15 protein-coding genes and 1 pseudogene are annotated in these 16,727 nt (G+C 62.9%); 8 read left to right on the top strand and 8 right to left on the bottom strand.

The window, feature by feature from the left end:
* Positions 1–21: 21 nt before the first annotated feature.
* Both FF80_RS02060 and FF80_RS02055 read right to left on the bottom strand, forming a co-directional pair.
* Positions 22–906: a sugar kinase gene (locus FF80_RS02060; RefSeq protein ID WP_035097179.1), complete on the bottom strand. Its 885-nt coding sequence runs from the start codon at positions 904–906 to the stop codon at positions 22–24.
* Entirely contained in the window at positions 903–1,850 is a 948-nt protein-coding gene (locus FF80_RS02055) for a pseudouridine-5'-phosphate glycosidase (protein ID WP_035097177.1), read from the bottom strand. The genes FF80_RS02060 and FF80_RS02055 overlap by 4 nt, the downstream gene beginning before the upstream one ends.
* 463 nt (positions 1,851–2,313) lie before the next feature.
* On the opposite strand from FF80_RS02055, the gene FF80_RS02050 reads away from it, so the two are divergent.
* The 6 genes from FF80_RS02050 (at position 2,314) to purU (ending at position 8,228) form a co-directional block, all read left to right on the top strand.
* Entirely contained in the window at positions 2,314–3,405 is a 1,092-nt protein-coding gene (locus tag FF80_RS02050; RefSeq protein ID WP_035097175.1) for a polyamine ABC transporter substrate-binding protein, read from the top strand.
* 158 nt (positions 3,406–3,563) lie between these two features.
* Positions 3,564–4,712, top strand: a complete 1,149-nt coding sequence (gene potA / locus FF80_RS02045) for a polyamine ABC transporter ATP-binding protein (RefSeq protein ID WP_035097173.1) — start codon at positions 3,564–3,566, stop codon at positions 4,710–4,712.
* A 168-nt stretch (positions 4,713–4,880) separates the two neighbouring features.
* Positions 4,881–5,843 (top strand): ABC transporter permease subunit, encoded by a 963-nt coding sequence (locus FF80_RS02040; RefSeq protein ID WP_052153073.1) that lies wholly within the window; start codon positions 4,881–4,883, stop codon positions 5,841–5,843.
* The gene (locus FF80_RS02035; protein ID WP_035097172.1) at positions 5,844–6,653 is read left to right on the top strand and encodes an ABC transporter permease subunit; all 810 of its coding nucleotides are present in this window, start codon (positions 5,844–5,846) and stop codon (positions 6,651–6,653) included.
* Between the two features lie 26 nt (positions 6,654–6,679).
* Entirely contained in the window at positions 6,680–7,069 is a 390-nt protein-coding gene (locus FF80_RS21555) for a hypothetical protein (protein ID WP_035097171.1), read from the top strand.
* A gap of 304 nt (positions 7,070–7,373) precedes the next feature.
* The gene (gene purU, locus FF80_RS02025) at positions 7,374–8,228 is read left to right on the top strand and encodes a formyltetrahydrofolate deformylase (protein WP_035097169.1); all 855 of its coding nucleotides are present in this window, start codon (positions 7,374–7,376) and stop codon (positions 8,226–8,228) included.
* 238 nt (positions 8,229–8,466) lie between these two features.
* Here purU and FF80_RS02020 read toward each other — a convergent pair whose 3' ends face one another.
* Together FF80_RS02020 and FF80_RS02015 are read right to left on the bottom strand one after the other, a co-directional pair.
* Positions 8,467–8,895 (bottom strand): Rrf2 family transcriptional regulator, encoded by a 429-nt coding sequence (locus FF80_RS02020; protein ID WP_035097167.1) that lies wholly within the window; start codon positions 8,893–8,895, stop codon positions 8,467–8,469.
* A gap of 798 nt (positions 8,896–9,693) precedes the next feature.
* Positions 9,694–11,463, bottom strand: a pseudogene (locus tag FF80_RS02015) (cation:proton antiporter); the annotation flags it as partial.
* Positions 11,464–11,659: 196 nt separating this feature from the next.
* Here FF80_RS02015 and FF80_RS02010 point away from each other — a divergent pair.
* Complete coding sequence (locus FF80_RS02010; RefSeq protein WP_035097166.1) at positions 11,660–11,992, top strand: hypothetical protein; 333 nt, start codon at positions 11,660–11,662, stop codon at positions 11,990–11,992.
* A gap of 66 nt (positions 11,993–12,058) precedes the next feature.
* Positions 12,059–12,892 carry a transglutaminase family protein gene (locus FF80_RS02005; protein WP_035097165.1) on the top strand — a complete coding sequence of 278 codons (834 nt, stop codon included), beginning with the start codon at positions 12,059–12,061 and terminating at the stop codon, positions 12,890–12,892.
* A 9-nt stretch (positions 12,893–12,901) separates the two neighbouring features.
* Here FF80_RS02005 and FF80_RS02000 read toward each other — a convergent pair whose 3' ends face one another.
* From FF80_RS02000 to FF80_RS01985, 4 genes are read right to left on the bottom strand one after another with little or no spacing between them, the layout of a single operon-like run.
* Entirely contained in the window at positions 12,902–13,792 is an 891-nt protein-coding gene (locus FF80_RS02000) for a transglutaminase family protein (RefSeq protein WP_035097164.1), read from the bottom strand.
* Complete coding sequence (locus tag FF80_RS01995; RefSeq protein ID WP_035097163.1) at positions 13,789–14,877, bottom strand: AAA family ATPase; 1,089 nt, start codon at positions 14,875–14,877, stop codon at positions 13,789–13,791. The genes FF80_RS02000 and FF80_RS01995 overlap by 4 nt, the downstream gene beginning before the upstream one ends.
* On the bottom strand, positions 14,877–15,560 hold the full coding sequence (locus tag FF80_RS01990; protein WP_244445680.1) for a fumarylacetoacetate hydrolase family protein: 684 nt from the start codon (positions 15,558–15,560) through the stop codon (positions 14,877–14,879). The genes FF80_RS01995 and FF80_RS01990 overlap by 1 nt, the downstream gene beginning before the upstream one ends.
* Positions 15,553–16,614 (bottom strand): aldo/keto reductase, encoded by a 1,062-nt coding sequence (locus FF80_RS01985; RefSeq protein WP_035097162.1) that lies wholly within the window; start codon positions 16,612–16,614, stop codon positions 15,553–15,555. The genes FF80_RS01990 and FF80_RS01985 overlap by 8 nt, the downstream gene beginning before the upstream one ends.
* Between the last annotated feature and the right edge of the window lie 113 nt (positions 16,615–16,727).

The following is a 16,727-nucleotide window of genomic DNA, read 5'->3' as shown; positions in this document are numbered from 1 at the left end:
CGACTCAAACAAGGCGGCTTCTCAGCTGGGCTGGCCCCCAATCGACTGCCCCGCTTTTGCCCCCGCCGCGATAGCCTTGCCCATCGCTTCGGCCATGTCATCTCCGGCCATTAGCGCCGCGACGAACCCGGCCGCAAAGGCATCCCCCGCCCCCGTCGAATCCACCATCTCGACCACCTGCGCCGGCAGCGTCAGCTCCACCCCATTGCGCCCGCCCAAAGCCGCCCCGTGCCGCCCGCGTTTGAGCACCACCCGCTGGTAATGCGCGCCCAGCGCTACTACACAGGCTTCGAACCCTCTCGACCCGCACAGCGCCGCGGCCTCATCCTCATTGGCAAATAGCCAATCAGCGCCAGAGGTCCATTCGATAAACCGCTCGACGCCCACCTCGGCCAGAAACCCCTCCGACGCCGGATCGATCGCCACTGCAATCCCCCGCGCCTTGGCCTCTGCCAACAGACCCTGCACCGCCAGCCGCGGCCGCTCGGCAAAAAAGCTGTAGCCCGACACCATGACCATGCCGACGCCATCGAGCAGCGTGGCCGGCAGATCGTCGGAGGAGAGATTGAGATTGGCCCCCCGGTCGGTAAGGAAACTGCGCTCCCCATCCGGATCGACCATGGTCACCAATACGCCCGAGGGCAGATCGGCATCCGCCGCCAGCATGGGCACAACGCCCCGACCGCGGAAATAATCCTCAAGCCGGGCAAGATCGTCGGCACCCACCCGCGCGGCGAACGCCACATCGGCACCCATGGCGCCCAGCCACACCGCCTGATTGGCGCCCGACCCGCCAGGTCGGTGACGCACCTGCGCCCGCCGGTCCGATCCTTTGACGATCGGGCCCTCGGGCACCACGATGATATCGGTCATCACATCCCCGACGACGAGGACTTTTGCACTCATGCGCGGCGTAGGCCCGGCTGCGGCACTTCACGCGCCGCCAGCGCCACCGCGATCTGCGCGGCGACCTTGGCATTGTTCTCGACCAGCGCGATATTGGCCACCAGCGACTTGCCCTCGGTCAATTCGAAAATCCGCTTGAGCAGGAATGGCGTCAATTCCTTGCGGCTCACGCCTTCGGCCTCCGCTGCCCGGATTGCCTCGGCGATCCGCGCCTCAATGGAGGCTGCATCCAGCTCGTCCGCTTCGGGGATCGGATTGGCGATCAATACGCCGCCCATGCCCAGATCGGCCTGCATACCCACCACCTTGGCAATATCCCCGGCATTGTCGAAACGGTGATCGACCTTGTGCCCGCTCTTGCGCGCCCAGAAGGCGGGGAATTCATCGGTGCCATAGCCGATCACCGGCACGCCATTGGTCTCGAGCACTTCGAGCGTCTTGGCGATATCCAGGATCGACTTGGCCCCAGCGCAGATCACCGCCACCGGCGTGCGGCTGAGTTCCTCAAGGTCGGCCGAAATATCGAACGTGTCCTCGGCCCCGCGATGCACCCCGCCAATGCCGCCCGTGGCAAACACATGTACCCCCGCCAGCGCCGCAATCTGCATCGTGGTGGCAACGGTCGTGCCGGCGATAGCGCCCTTGACCAATAGCGAAGACACATCGCGCCGGCTTGCTTTGGCAGCCTTGCCGCCTTCCAGCGCCAGCCGCTCCAGGTCTTCTCCCGAAACACCCACGCAGAACCGTCCATCCATGATGGCGATCGTGGCCGGCACCGCGCCATGCGCCCGCACCACCGCCTCCACATTCCGCGCCATTTCCAGGTTCTGCGGATAGGGCATGCCATGGGTGATAATGGTGGATTCCAGCGCCACCACGGCCTTGCCGGCCTTGAGCGCGGCCTTCACTTCGGGACTGATGGAAAGATAAGCCTTGGCGCTCATGAGCGGCCTCCGTAATGCATCGATCTGCGCCGCCTGCGGGCGCCTGTTGACCGGGGTTGTGCGCTGCCAGGCGCCAGGGCGTCAACCCCCGGCAAAACAACGCGGAAAGAGGGGGCAAAACCGCTTGTCGCCCTTTTAATTTGGCTCTAGGTTGCCCTCATAAATCCAGCGGGAAAGGGCACTTCGCTGCAGACGATCATTGTTGATTGCGCCGCCGGCGCCGATCGATACGCGCCCCGCTCCGGGCCCAGCAGAGCGAAGTCCGCCAGCGCTTCCGAGCGCTCTTTCCGCATACATCCGGTTCCACTTTCCGTTTGCGCATCGGGGTCTCCCAGATGAGCCCGCGCAGCTGATACCCCGCGGGACCATTCGCGGTCACGCGCAACGCCAAGAACAGATTGCCGCGCCTCGGCCAGGCAAGATCAAAACAGACCAAAAAACCAAAAACAGGAGCTCGCCGCAGATGAACAAGACGCTTGCACTTGCCTTGGGGGCACTCATGGTGGCGTCCCCCGCCCTGGCCCAGGAAGAAGCCGTTCTCAACGTCTACAACTGGTCCGACTATATCGCCGAAGACACGATCGCCAATTTCGAGGCCGAAGCCGGCATCAAGGTGAATTACGACGTCTACGACAATAACGAGATCGTCGATGCAAAGCTCCTGGCCGGCAATTCCGGCTATGACATCGTGGTGCCCTCGGGCAATTTCCTCGAGCGCCAGATCCAGGCCGGCCTGATCCTGCCGCTCGACAGGTCCAAGCTCACCAATCTTGGCAATCTCGACCCCGCGGTGATGGCGACCGCCGCCAGCCAGGACCCCGATAACGCCCATGGCGTGCCCTATATGATCAACACGATCGGCTATGGCTACAATGTCGCCAAGGTGAGCGAAATTCTCGGCGCCGACGCGCCGACCGATAGCTGGGACCTGATCTTCAAGCCCGAATATGCCGAAAAGCTCGCCGCCTGCGGCATCAGCCTGCTCGACAGCCCGTCGGAAGTCACCGGCATCGCGCTCAACTATCTGGGTCTCGACGCGAACTCGGAAAGCGAAGAGGACCTTGCCAAGGCCGAAGCGCTGCTGACCTCGATCAAGCCCTTTATCCGCTACTTCCACTCTTCCCAGTATATCGACGATCTGGGCAATGGCGAAACCTGTGTGGCCCTGGGCTATTCGGGCGATATCTTCATCGCCGCCGATGCCGGCGCCGCCGCCGCGACCCCGGTGGAAATCCAGTATGTCATCCCCAAGGAAGGCGCCGCGACGCTGTTCGATTTCCTGGCCATCCCGGTGGATGCGCCGCACCCGGAAAACGCCCACAAGTTCATCAACTATATCCTCGAACCCGAGGTCGTGGCGGCCATCACCAATTACGTCTTCTATGCCAACCCCAACCTGCCGGCGACCGAGTTCGTTGACGAAGAGGTCAAGTCCAATCCGGGCATCTACCCGCCCGCCGAAACCATCGCCAAGGCCTTCGTAATGAAGGCCCATAGCCCCGAATTCGAAGAGGTCTTGACCCGCACCTGGACCCGCATCAAAACCGGCCAGTAACACAACAGGGGCGGCACCAGCCGCCCCTTCCATCTTTGACCCACCAGCAGCCCTCATGGTGAGCCTGTCGAACCACGAGGGCGGGCAGTATCCAGTCACGACCTCGTCCTTCGACGGGCTCAGGATGAGGTCTGCTGACAGGATTGCTAGGGACCGACATGGCTAAAAAGCCCCAATTGGCTATCGATACGCGTCCGTGGCGCGACCCCGGCGCAAAACCCTTCGTGCGCATCAAGAACGTCACCAAGAAATTCGGTGACGTCGCCGCCGTCAACGACGTCTCGCTCGACATCTACAAATCCGAACTGTTCTGCCTGCTGGGCGGCTCGGGCTCAGGCAAATCCACCCTGCTGCGCATGCTGGCCGGCTTCGAGGAACCCACTTCGGGCAGCATCGAAATCGACGGCCAGGACATGACGGGCGTTGCCCCCTATAACCGCCCCATCAATATGATGTTCCAGTCCTATGCCTTGTTCCCGCATATGAATGTCGAGCAGAACATTGCCTATGGCCTCAAGCGCGATCACCTGCCGCCCACCGAAATCGCCGGCCGCGTCGCAGAACTGCTGAGCCTGGTCAAACTGCAGGATTACGGCAAGCGCAAGCCGCACCAGCTTTCGGGCGGCCAGCGCCAGCGCGTCGCCCTGGCCCGCGCCCTCGCCAAAAGACCAAAACTGCTGCTGCTCGACGAACCCCTCGGCGCGCTCGACAAGAAGCTGCGCGAGGAAACCCAGTTCGAACTGGTCAAGATCCAGGAAACGCTCGGCGTCACCTTCATCGTGGTCACCCACGATCAGGAAGAGGCGATGAGTCTGGCCACCCGCATCGGGGTGATGAACTCCGGGGAAATCGCCATGATTGGCGAACCCACCGACATCTATGAATTCCCCAATTCCAAATTCGTCGCCGGCTTTATCGGCTCGGTCAATATGGTCGAAGGCGTCGTCACCGAGGACGAGCCCGGCCATGTCCGCATCCGTTCGGCCGAACTGGGCTGCGACATCTATGTCGGGCACGGTGTCGATTGTGCCCCCGACCAGATCCTGTGGTGGGCCATCCGCCCCGAAAAGGTCCACCTGAGCCGCGACAGACCCGACGCGCCATTCGACGCCAATGTCACCAAGGGCATGGTCGAGGAAATCGGCTATCTGGGCGATATGAGCGTCTATCAAATCCTGCTCGAAAGCGGCAAACGCCTGCGCGTCACCCAGACCAATACCGTCCGCGGCAATCCCGATTCCATCACCTGGGACGAAAACGTCTACCTCACCTGGGGCGACAGCTCCGGCTCGGTGCTGACGGTATGAGCAGCGCAGCAAAGGCGGCTTCCTTCACCTCTTCCTTCGGGGGAGAGGTCGGCGTGCAGCGCCGGGTGAGGGGGCCTTCCCCCCGCACCGGGTCAGGAAAAGGCCCCCTCACCCGACCAAAGGCGGTCGACCTCTCCCTCTGGGGGAGAGGTGAAGAGGAGCACACCCATGTCTAGCTTCGACACCGATTCCCCCCCGCCACCGCACCGCCGGCCCTGGACGCTGTTTGAACGCGGCCTCAAAGCCATTGGCCTGTCCGGCCGGGCGCTGGTCATTGCCGCGCCCGCCATCTGGCTCACCGTGTTCTTCCTCGTGCCGCTGCTGGTCGTGTTCGGCATTTCCCTGTCGGTCAAGCAATTCGGCCGGCCGCCCTATACGCCCCTGCTCACCACCGACGAAGGCACGGTGCAGCTCACCCTGCACCTCTCCAATTACCTGCGCCTCTTCACCGACAATCTCTATGTCGCGGCCTATCTCAGCTCGATCAAGATCGCCTTCATCTCGACCGTGATCGCCCTCCTGATCGGCTACCCCATGGCCTATGCCATTGCCCGCGCGCCCGACCGGTGGCGCAATATCCTGCTCATGCTGGTCATCCTGCCGTTCTGGACCTCGTTCCTGCTGCGGGTCTATGCGCTGACCGGCTTCATGCGCGGCAATGGCGTGATCAACAATTTCCTGGGCCTGTTCGGCATTCCGCCTGTGGTGATGATGCAGACCGATTTCGCCGTCTATGTCGGCATCGTCTACACTTACCTGCCCTTCATGATCCTGCCACTCTATACCAATCTGGTGAAGCTCGACGGCGCCTTGCTTGAGGCTTCGGCCGATCTGGGCGCGCGGCCTGTCCGCACCTTCCTGTCCATCACCCTGCCCCTATCCATGCCCGGCATCATTGCCGGCTCCATGCTGGTCTTCATCCCCGCCATCGGCGAATTCGTCATCCCCTCGCTATTGGGCGGACCCAGCACGTTGATGATCGGCCGGGTGCTGTGGGACGAGTTCTTCGCCAATACCAATTGGCCCCGCGCGGCAGCCGTCGCCATCGCCATGCTGGTCGTGGTCGTTATCCCCATCATGCTGCTGCAAAAGGCGCAGGATGCGGTGCAAGACAATGAGAGGAACACGTAGATGCGCCGCGGCTGGTTCCTGCCCATCACGGCAACGCTCGGCTTTGCCTTCCTCTATGCGCCCATCATTTCGCTGGTCGTCTTCTCGTTCAACGAAAGCAAGCTCGTAACCGTCTGGGGCGGCTTCTCCACCAAATGGTATGGTGAGCTGCTTGCCGATCCGCAAATGCTCGGCGCCGCGTGGCTCAGCCTGCAGATCGCCTTTTTCAGCGCCTCGATCGCCCTGGTGCTGGGCACGCTGGCCGCTGTGGCCCTGGTCCGGTTCCGCCGCTTCAAGGGCCGCACCGTGCTGGCCGGCACCGTCTCGGCGCCCCTGGTCATGCCCGACGTGATCACGGGCCTGGCGCTCCTGCTGCTCTTCGTCGCCATGGAAGGCACTCTGGGCTGGCCGGCAGGACGCGGCCTCGTCACCATCATCATCGCCCATTCCACCTTCTGCATGGCCTATGTCTGCGTCGTGGTGCAGTCGCGTCTCGCCGATTTTGATCTCAGCCTTGAAGAAGCCGCCATGGATCTGGGCGCCACCCCGGTCCGGGTCTTCTTCGACATCACCCTGCCCATCATCGCCCCGGCTCTGGTTTCGGGCTGGCTGCTCGCCTTCACCCTCTCGCTGGACGATCTGGTCATTGCCAGCTTCGTCTCCGGTCCCGGCTCCTCCACCCTGCCCATGGTGATCTTCTCCAAGGTCCGCCTCGGCGTCTCGCCCGACGTCAATGCCTTGGCCACCATCATTATCGGCATCGTCGCCCTGGGCGTCTTCGCCGCCACCCTGCTGCAATTGCGCGCCCACCCCAAAAAGGCGCGGGCCTGAGACTTCCACTTGTTAAGGAGGAGGACATGTCCCAATCGCCGCAAGACTATGTAAGGCAACACAATCTCATTCGAAAATACGGATTTGGGCTATTTCTGGTTGTGCTGGCAGGCATTGGCAGTACGCTTCTCGGCGATCATCCATCGCTGGTTGTGCTCAAGGTTCTGGTCGTCATTCCCATCGTCATGGCCTTCATCTTTCTGCCGGCCATCTTTGATCCGACACGCTCGCGCACCCCATTCACGCCCAGCTTTATAGAGCGCACGGCTCTTGAAGGCGTGCTGCTGGCGATCGCCATCGCGGTGTTCTCATGGTCGCCCGACAGCAATGTCGTCCGCCTGCTCACCGTTACCATTTTTGTCGTCATGATCTATTTCGGCGCCAGCATGGCCCTTGCCCGCTTCCGCCGGTCTTAAACCAGCATCACGAAAATCGTGATCTTTGCTGGGTTGCGCCCCGGAAAAAATCTGTCATGCTGGCGTCATGTTCAACCAACGTGAAGGAGGTGATCCAGTGTCGATTGAGATTAAGGTTCTCGAAGCAGGTCTTGGATTTTCGGTGCAGGCCACGGAGGTAAGCCTCGGCTAGCACAATCCTTCAAGGCACTTGAGGCCTATAAACTCAGGAAGGGCCGTCCGTTTCGGGCGGCCCTTTTTATTGGCGGCTTGACGGAGCGGCCCAAGCCATTGATACCGCTGGCAAGATAATTTCGAGGCTCCCATGACCACGGCCAATTTCGTCCTGACCCTTTCCTGCGCCGATCGCCCCGGCATCGTCGCCGCCGTCACCACCGAGCTGGCCGCGCTCAGTGCCAATATCGCCGAATCCAACCAGTTCTGGGATCGCGAAACCGACCGCTTCTTCATGCGCCTGGCCTTCACCGCGCCCGAGGGCGTCAGCAGCCAGATCATCGAGCGCGCGCTCAAATCCCCCATCGAACGCTTCTCGATGAAGACCGCCCTGGTCGACGAAGCCCGCAAGAAGCGCATCGTCATCATGGTTTCCAAGTTCGATCATACCCTGCGTCACCTGCTCTACCAGATCCAGGTCGGCTGGCTCGACGCCGAAGTCGCGGCCATCGTTTCCAATCACGACACGACGCAGAAGCTGGCCGAGGCGGAAAATATCCCCTTCCACCTGCTGCCCGTCACCGCCGCGACCAAGGCGGAACAGGAAGAGCAAGTGCTCGGCGTGATCAAGCAATCGGGCGCCGATCTCGTGGTCCTCGCCCGCTATATGCAGGTGCTGTCGGACAATCTATCCACGCGCCTGTTCGGTCAGGTGATCAATATCCATCACTCGTTCCTGCCCAGCTTCAAGGGTGCCAAGCCCTATCACCAGGCCCATGAGCGCGGCGTCAAGATCATCGGCGCCACCGCCCATTACGTCACCCCCGACCTCGACGAAGGCCCGATCATCGAGCAGGAAACCGCCCGCGTCACCCACGCCATGAGCCCCGACGACCTGGTCGCCGCCGGCCGCGACATCGAAAGCCGCGTCCTCGCCCGCGCCGTCAAACTGCACCTGGAAAACCGCGTCATGCTGAATGGCAAGAAGACCGTGGTATTTGGTTAGAAACCCATCCTGCCTGACGCCCAAAAACCTCAGCCGGCACCCAAGACAGGTCCGTTGCATACCCGCCGATCCAGCGACTCCAGCGTCCCCTCGCCCCTCAGGGGAGAGGGCCAGGGTGAGGGGTGCGATGCTCGACCATCACGTATGCGGAAGCATCGCACCCCTCACCCGCCGGCTTCGCCGTCGACCTCTCCCCTGAGGGGCGAGGTGAGACTGTGCATAGGCAAAGAGAGGGGCCTCAAACCGGCAAATCTTCCAGCCGCAAGGAATCCGCCAGCGTCGTCTCATCCAGCACGGCCCGCGTCGCCAGCGTCACCCGCTCGAACACATGGCGGATTTCGCACGATGCCTCGTCCCGGCAATCCTCGCATTTGCGATAGGCGATCTTGGACAGGCACGGCAGCGGCGCAATCGGCCCGTCGATCAGTCGCAAAACCTCACCAAACCTGATCTCTTCCGGCGCCCGCAGCAGCTCATAGCCGCCCGTCCGCCCCCGCCGGCTGGCCACATAGCCAGCCCGCTTGAGTTCCAAAAGAATCTGCTCGAGAAACTTCTTGGGGATCGCCTGCGCCTTGGAGATTTCGCCGATCATCATGGTTTCGCCCCGCCCGGCCCGCGCCAGCGATACCAAAGCCCGCAGGGCATATTTGGCTTTCTGCGAAATCATCGTCTCAACCGCTCCCGGCCCATTTCTGCCGCACCCTGACCTATGCGCGCAATCAGACCCAAGGCAAGCATCTTAGCCCTTGGGTTCCGGCGTTACCGGCGGCACGATTCCCGTCTTGTCCGGCGCGTCCGGGTCTTCGGCTTCACTGGCCTCATCGGCTCCCGCGTCAATCGGCTCAGCCGCTTCCGCCGCTATCCCGGCGACGTCGGCTTCCTCTTCTTCTGGACCACTCCGCTCCGCGTCAGCGTCAGCGTCAGCGGCAGCAGCCTCGTCTGGCGCATCAAGATCGGCGACAGCCTCTTCCACTTCGGCCTGCTCGTGGGCTGCTTCGGCGTCTGGTTCGTCCTCAGCAAGAATATCCGCATCCGCCGGCACATCGGCGCCGGCGATTTCCGCCTCAGGCGCCACCACACTCACCCGCGGCACAATCTCGTCAATTGCCGCCGGCGCCTCGCCCACTGCGGGCGTGGCCGCCACGCTTTCCAGATTGGCGGCCGGAAGTTCGGCCTCTTCGCTGGCGTCCCGCGGCTCCGGCGGCGGCAGGATAATGACATCGGCGGGAGGCACCGTTTGCGCGCCGTCAACCGCCTCCGGCTCCAGCTCCTCCGCCACGACAGGCGCGTCGATCACCTCTACTGGCGCCGCTTCGGTCGCCACAATAACAGCGGCAGGCGTCGCAACGGCCTTGGCCAGAAGGTTTTCGACCGGCGGCAATTTGGGCTCCACCGGCTCCGGCACCACGCTTATGGGCACATCCTCGGACCGCTCGCCGCGCAGCCAGGCCAGCATGCCAAGACCGATCTCGCGCTCGCCGCGAATAACGATGTCGGCGCCCAGCCCGCGCAGATGCACATCTTCTTCTTCCGAATAGGCCCGCGTGATGATCCGAATACCCGGATTGAGCTTGCGTCCGGATTCGCAGACGGTCCCCGCCTCGAACCCGTTGGAAATGGCGATCAACAGCGTCTTGGCGGCTTCGAGATTGGCCAGCTTCAGCACGGTGGAACTGGCCGCATTGCCGAATACCACTTCCAGCCCCGCCGCCCGCGCCGCGGCCACGTCATGATCGGAATCCTCGATCACCACCAATGGCGATCCGGCCGCCTTGAGCCCCTCGGCCACCACGCGCCCGACCTGCCCATAGCCCACCAGCACGGTGTGATCGATCTGGTTGGAGGCATCGGGCACATCGTCATCGGCGCCCGGCGCGCCGCGGTCGACAGCCGCTTCGCCCGGTGCATCGCTGGTAATCGGTCCTTCAGCCGCATCCACCCGATCGGTCGGTTCGACCCGCACGCCATCGCGCTCGAACTGCTCGGCCCTGCGCTGCGCCATCCGGGCTTCCAGCCGCGGCCGCGCCAGATCGATCGCCCAGAACACCAGCGGATTGAGCACGATGGAAATCAGCGCCCCGGCCAGGATCAGGTCCTGTCCCTCCGGCGGCAGGATGGCCAGCGACACGCCCATGCTGGCCAGGATAAACGAGAATTCACCGATCTGCGCCAGTGACGCCGAAATGGTCAGCGCCGTGGCTATAGGCCGTCGGAACAGCAGCACGATGCCGAACGCCGCCAGCGACTTGCCGATAACGATGATGAACACCGTCACCAGCACCGGCAGCGGATTGGTGAGAATGATCGATGGGTCGAACAGCATGCCGACCGACACGAAGAACAGCACGGCAAAAGCGTCGCGCAGCGGCAGGGTTTCCTGCGCCGCCCGATGGCTGAGCTCGCTTTCACTCAGGATCATGCCGGCAAAGAACGCACCCAGCGCCAGCGACACGCCGAACAACACGGCCGAGCCCAAAGCCACGCCCAGGGCAATGGCCAGCACGGCCAGCCGGAACAGTTCGCGGCTGCCGGTATGGGCCGTGGCATGCAGCGCCCAGGGGATCAGCCGGCGCCCCACGATCAGCATGAAGCCCACGAAAGCGGCAACCTTGATCACGGTCAGCCCCAGCACCCCCCAGATGCCGACCGAGCCACCGACAATGCGCTCGACAAAGGACACGAAGGGGTCGTGCACCCCGCTGTCGGCGCCGCTCAGGCTCGCAATGGCCGGAATCAGCACCAGCGCCAGCACCATGGCCAGGTCTTCCACGATCAACCAGCCGACCGCGATCCGGCCGCGTTCGGTCTCGATCAGCCGCCGGTCCTGCAAGGCCTTGAGCAACACCACGGTGGAGGCGACTGACAGCGCCAGCCCAAACAGCAGGCCCGCCCCAATTCCCCAGCCCATCAGCGTCGCCAGCCCCAGCCCCAATAGGGTCGCCAGCGCGATTTGCGCCAGTGCCCCGGGGATGGCCAGCGCCCGCACGCTCATCAGATCCTTGAGCGAAAAATGCAGCCCCACCCCGAACATCAGCAGGACCACGCCCAGTTCGGCGAGTTCGGCGGCCAGCGCCTGATCGGCGACGAATCCGGGCGTGTTGGGGCCAACCAGAATGCCGGCAAACAAGTAGCCCACCAACGGCGGCAACCGGAACCTGTTGGCAATCATGCCGAAGATGAATGCAAGCACGAGACCCGCAACGATCGTGGTGATCAGGGGGGTGTCGTGATGCATTCAGCGCCTCCGCAGGTGTTGTGAGCTATCGCGAAATCTCTACGGCAAAGATGGGGTATCCCGTGGCCAAGCGCAAGCACGGCTCCAGCCAAAATTGCCCAACGATTGGGCCGGCTTGGACGAAAGACTTCACACCGGCCAATGCAGTGGGCTAAGTTTGGCTTTGTTATGGCGCAATGGCGCCACGCGAGGGACCATGCCCGACACTGCGCTACCGCCTGTGCTGCAAGCCTTCCGCACCGCCATCAATGCGGGCGATACCGAGGCCTTCATTGCGCTATTCCCCACCGATGGCGCGGTGGAAGATTGGGGACGGCGTTTTTCCGGCCATCAGGCAATCCTCAATTGGAGCGCCAAGGAGCTGATCGGCGCCAAGGGCATATTGAGTTATGGCGAGGTAATCGAGCGCGGCCCCAACCGCATCTCGCTCGACACCCATTGGGCCAGCGCCTTCTTCACCGGCGACAGCGTCTTCACCTTCGTGCTAGGGGACGACCAGATCCGCGAACTCAAGATCAGCGCCGGTTGACGGAACCAGCCTGCTATCACCGGGTTGTCGCAACAAGGCGGTAGATCGCCCGCAACGGGGTGAGTCATGAAATTTTCTGTCGGCTGCGACATCGGCTACGAGATCATCGAGCCAGCCACCTTGATTTTCAACATCGAGGCTATTGCCGGCGGACGCCAGCGCATCCTCGGCGAAACCCTGACCATCACGCCCAATCTTGCGGCCGACGAAAAAACCGCCACCGAAACCGGCAATCGCTATCTGCGCCTCACTGCCCAACCGGGCCAGCTGCGCCTGCGCTATACCGCCGACATCGAACTGGACGCCCTGCACAACCCGCCCGGCATGGTCGAGGAAGTGCCGGTCGCCCGCCTGCCGCTCGATACCCTGCCCTATCTCAATCCGTCCCGCTATTGCCCCTCCGACCAATTGGCCCGCTTTGCCAATCGCGAATTCGGCGGCATTGCGCCCGGCTTTGGTCGCGTCACCGAGATTTGCAACTGGATCAATGCCGAGGTCGACTACCTCAGCGGCACCAGCGACACCACAACCACTGCCGCCGATACCTTTGCCTTGCGCGCCGGCGTCTGCCGCGACTTCGCCCATCTGGGCATCACCTTCTGCCGCGCCCTGGGTATCCCGGCACGTTTCGTCTCCTGCTATGCCTGGCAATTGCAGCCGCAGGATTTCCACGCCGTGTTCGAAGCCTATCTGGGCGACCGCTGGTATCTGTTCGACGCCACCCGCATGGCGGCGCTCGATGGCATGGTCCGCATCGGCTGCGGGCGCGACGCTGCCGACACCGCCTTCGCCACCATTTACGGCGCCGTCAATCCGCTCCCCATCGAAGTGTGGAGCAACGCCGACGGCGACACTGCCGAGGAATGGACCACTGACGCAGTCAGCGTAGCCCGCAGCTAGGCACCAGGCCTAACCCATCGAGTCCTGTGGGGACGTCACCCGCTCGACCGTGACCTCGACATCCATGCCCAGATAATCATCCTTGCGGCCAATGAATGTGCCGGCAATTGGAATAGCCTGCTGCGGCTCGCGCGCCACCCCGACCCGGATCAGGTCGCGCGTGCCGATAATGCCATTGGTGGGGTCGAACTCCACCCATCCCGCGCCCGGCAGATAAATCTGGCACCAGGCATGCGTCGCCCCACCGCCACGATGATCGCCATCGCGCGCCGGGGAATAGAGATATCCCGTGACAAACCGCGCCGCAAAGCCCAGCGAGCGCGCCGCTTCGATCATCAGCAGCGCAAAATCCCGGCACGTGCCCTGGCGTTTCGACAGTGTCACAGCCGGGTGCTGTGTGCCCGGATCGGGCCGGCGGAGATATTTGAAACTCTCCTTGATCGCATAGGTCATGGTCATCAATAGATGCCCGGTATCGGTCTTGCCCAGCACGCTGACAAAGCGCCGCGCCCAGGCATCGACCTCTCCCTCATCGGGAAATTGCCGCCGCATATTGGGCGCCAGATCGATGCCATCCACAGCGCCATAATCGAACGGATAGGTCTTGGCCCGCACCTCGATCTCGAAATTGGGCGTCAGCTCCGGCGTGTGATCGAGCACCATGCCGGCCACGATCCGCAATTGCTCGGCGGGTTCGGCGAACTCGGCAATCGCAATGCCATTGCCGAACACGTCGTGGATCCAGCGGATCGCCGATGGCTCCGGGAATATCTTGAGGCTGAACGAATCCAGTCTCTGTTCCATGCTGTCGCGCGGCCGCACCAGCATGCGATGCTCGCCGAACCGCACCGGCCGGACATAGCGATAGACCGTCTCGTGCCGCACCGTGAGCAGCGTCACGAGACGACCGTGATCTTTTCGGCGGCGCGGGTAATCCCGGTATAGAGCCAGCGCGCCCGCTCTTCGCGGAACACGAAGCTCTCGTCGAACAGATAGACATTGTCCCATTGGCTGCCCTGCGCCTTGTGCACGGTCAGGCAATAGCCAAAGGTGAACTCGTCATATTGCCGCCGCTCGGGCCAGCTCATGGCGTCTTCCTCGCCCGAGAAAAACGCCTTGTGGGTCAAAACCTTGGCCTCGCCCTTGCCCTCATCGGCCCCCAGCAGCAGCGAATATTTGCCATTGGCCTTGCGGCTGACATCGGTGACGATCCAGATTTGCCCATTGAGCAGGCGCTTGCGCGCATTATTGCGCAGGCACACCATGCGGTCGCCCACTACCGGCTCGTGAAACGGCAGGCCGCGCAATTCGCGCAACCGGTCATTATATTGCAGGCGCGTCTTGTTGCGCCCCACCAGCACCTGGTCGGCCTCCAGCACCGCATCGCGATCGACATCCTCGCGTGCAACCACCAGAGATTCCCCATAGCGCCCGCGCTCGATATAGCCGCCCTCGCGCACCTGCATGGAGAGCGCGATGATCGGGTTGTCCGCCGCCTGGCGATGGATTTCGGTCAGCATGATATCGGGCTCGTCGGCAATGAAAAACCCCGCGCCCTGCACCGGCGGCAATTGGAACGGATCGCCCAGCACCAGCACCTTGGTGCCGAACGAGAGCAGATCGCGCCCCAATTGTTCGTCCACCATGGAGACTTCGTCGATGACGATCAGATCGGCATCGGCCGCGGGGGATTCGTCGTCCAGCACGAAACGCGGCTCGCCTTCCTTTTCGCTGACCAGCGTATAGATCAGGCTATGGATGGTCTGGGCGCCCTTGCAGCCGCGCTTGCGCATGACCAAAGCGGCCTTGCCGGTAAAGGCGGCATATTTGACGGACTTGACGTCCTGCGCCAGATGCACGGCCAGCGTCGATTTGCCCGTGCCGGCCCAGCCGAACAGGCGGAACACCTGCGGGCCGTCCCGGTCCTTGAGCCAATTGGACACCGCGACCAGCGCCGCGTCCTGCTGGGGCGACCAGACCGGCATCAGACGATACTGGTCCGCACATGACCCACGCCTTCGATAGTGCCTTCCAGCACATCGCCCTTGACCACGGCGCCAACACCCGAAGGCGTGCCGGTCATGATGATATCGCCCGGCTTGAGCGTCACGAAGCCGCTGAGATAGGCGATAGCCTCACTGACGCTCCAGATCTGCTCGGCAAGGTCGCCCTTCTGGCGCACCACCCCATTGACCGACAGCGTGATGGCGCCCTTGTCGGGATGGCCGATTTCGCTGGCCGGCTCGATCGTGCCGATGGGCGCGGAATGATCGAAGGCCTTGGCCATTTCCCACGGCCGCCCGCTCTTTTTCGCCAAAGCCTGGATATCGCGCCGCGTCATGTCGAGCCCGGCGGCATAGCCATAGACATGGGCCAGCGCCTGCTCCGCCGGAATATCGGCGCCTTCCTTGCCGATAGCCACGACCAGCTCGATCTCATGATGGAAATCACCGGTCTGCGGCGGATAGGGGATGGCCGCGCCACCCACTACGACCGCGTCGGCGGGCTTGGCGAAAAAGAACGGCGGCTCGCGCTCGTCATTGCCCATCTCGCGGATATGTTCGGCATAATTGCGGCCCACGCAATAGATGCGCCGCACTGCAAATAGCCCACCCCGCGCAATCGGGATGGTGACGGGGGCATGAGGCTCGAACAGAAAATCAGCCACGCTTGAACTCCTCGGCATAGGGCCCGATCAGGTCCAGATCGATCCTGCTTAGCCGGTCCTGGGCGGTGAACGACTGGTGCCAATAGGGATAGAGCAGCGGCGGCTGGCTGACCGCATCGAGTTTTTGCCGTTCTTCGGGCGTGAGCTTGAGATCGGCAGCTGCCAGATTATCCTTGAACTGGGCTTCGCTGCGCCCGCCAATGATCACCGAAGTCACCCCCGGCCGTCCCAGGGCCCAGGCCAATGCCACCTGCGCGCCGGACACCCCGCGCGCCTCGGCAATGGCCACGATCACCTCGACAATATCGTATAGCTTGCCCCAATCGGGCACGGGCGGCTCACGCGAGCCTCCGACATGGCGGCCGCTTTCCGGCCCGCCATCGCGGCGATATTTGCCTGACAGCAGGCCTCCGGCCAGTGGCGACCAGATCAGAATCCCCAGGCCCTGGTCTTGGCTGATCGGCACCAGCTCATATTCGGCTTCGCGCGAGTGCAGCGTGTAGTGGATTTGCTGGGAGATGAAGCGCTGGCCGTGGTTTTTATCAGCGGCGGCCAGCGCCTTCATGATGTGCCAGCCCGAATAGTTCGAGCAGCCGATATAGCGCACCTTGCCCTGACGCACGAGCGTATCGAGCGCTTCCATCGTCTCTTCGATGGGCGTCATCCCGTCCCATTCATGCACCTGATAGAGATCGATCACATCGGTCTTGAGGCGTTTCAGACTCGCCTCGGCCTGTGCCACGATATGGTGGCGGCTCAGCCCCACCTCATTGGGTCCATCGCCCATGCGGAAGCGCACTTTGGTGGCGACCAAAGCCTTTTGCCTGCGGCCGTTTTCGGCCAGCGCTACCCCGATCATCTCCTCGGAGACCCCGGCATTATAGACATTGGCGGTGTCGAGCAGGTTGATCCCGTGATCAAGGCACAGATCGATCTGCCGCGTGGCTTCGGCCTGCGGCGTATGCCCCACCTTTTCCGAGCCGCCAAAGGTCATCGTGCCCATGGTGAGGCTCGAAACCTTGAGGCCCGAGCGGCCGAGATAGCGATAATCCATGGTCACCCTCCTGCGGAAACGTCCGTAAGGGCTAGAGTGCAATCAGAGTCGGGTCAATGATCCCGCGCTGCTGGAAGGCCAGCAAAAAGAACTGGAGCATGCCTCGATTTTGG

The organism is Devosia sp. LC5 (genome assembly GCF_000735585.1).
GTDB lineage: Bacteria > Pseudomonadota > Alphaproteobacteria > Rhizobiales > Devosiaceae > Devosia.
The sequence above is the reverse complement of the archived record's forward strand: the minus strand, read 5'-3'. Positions and strand labels throughout refer to the sequence as shown.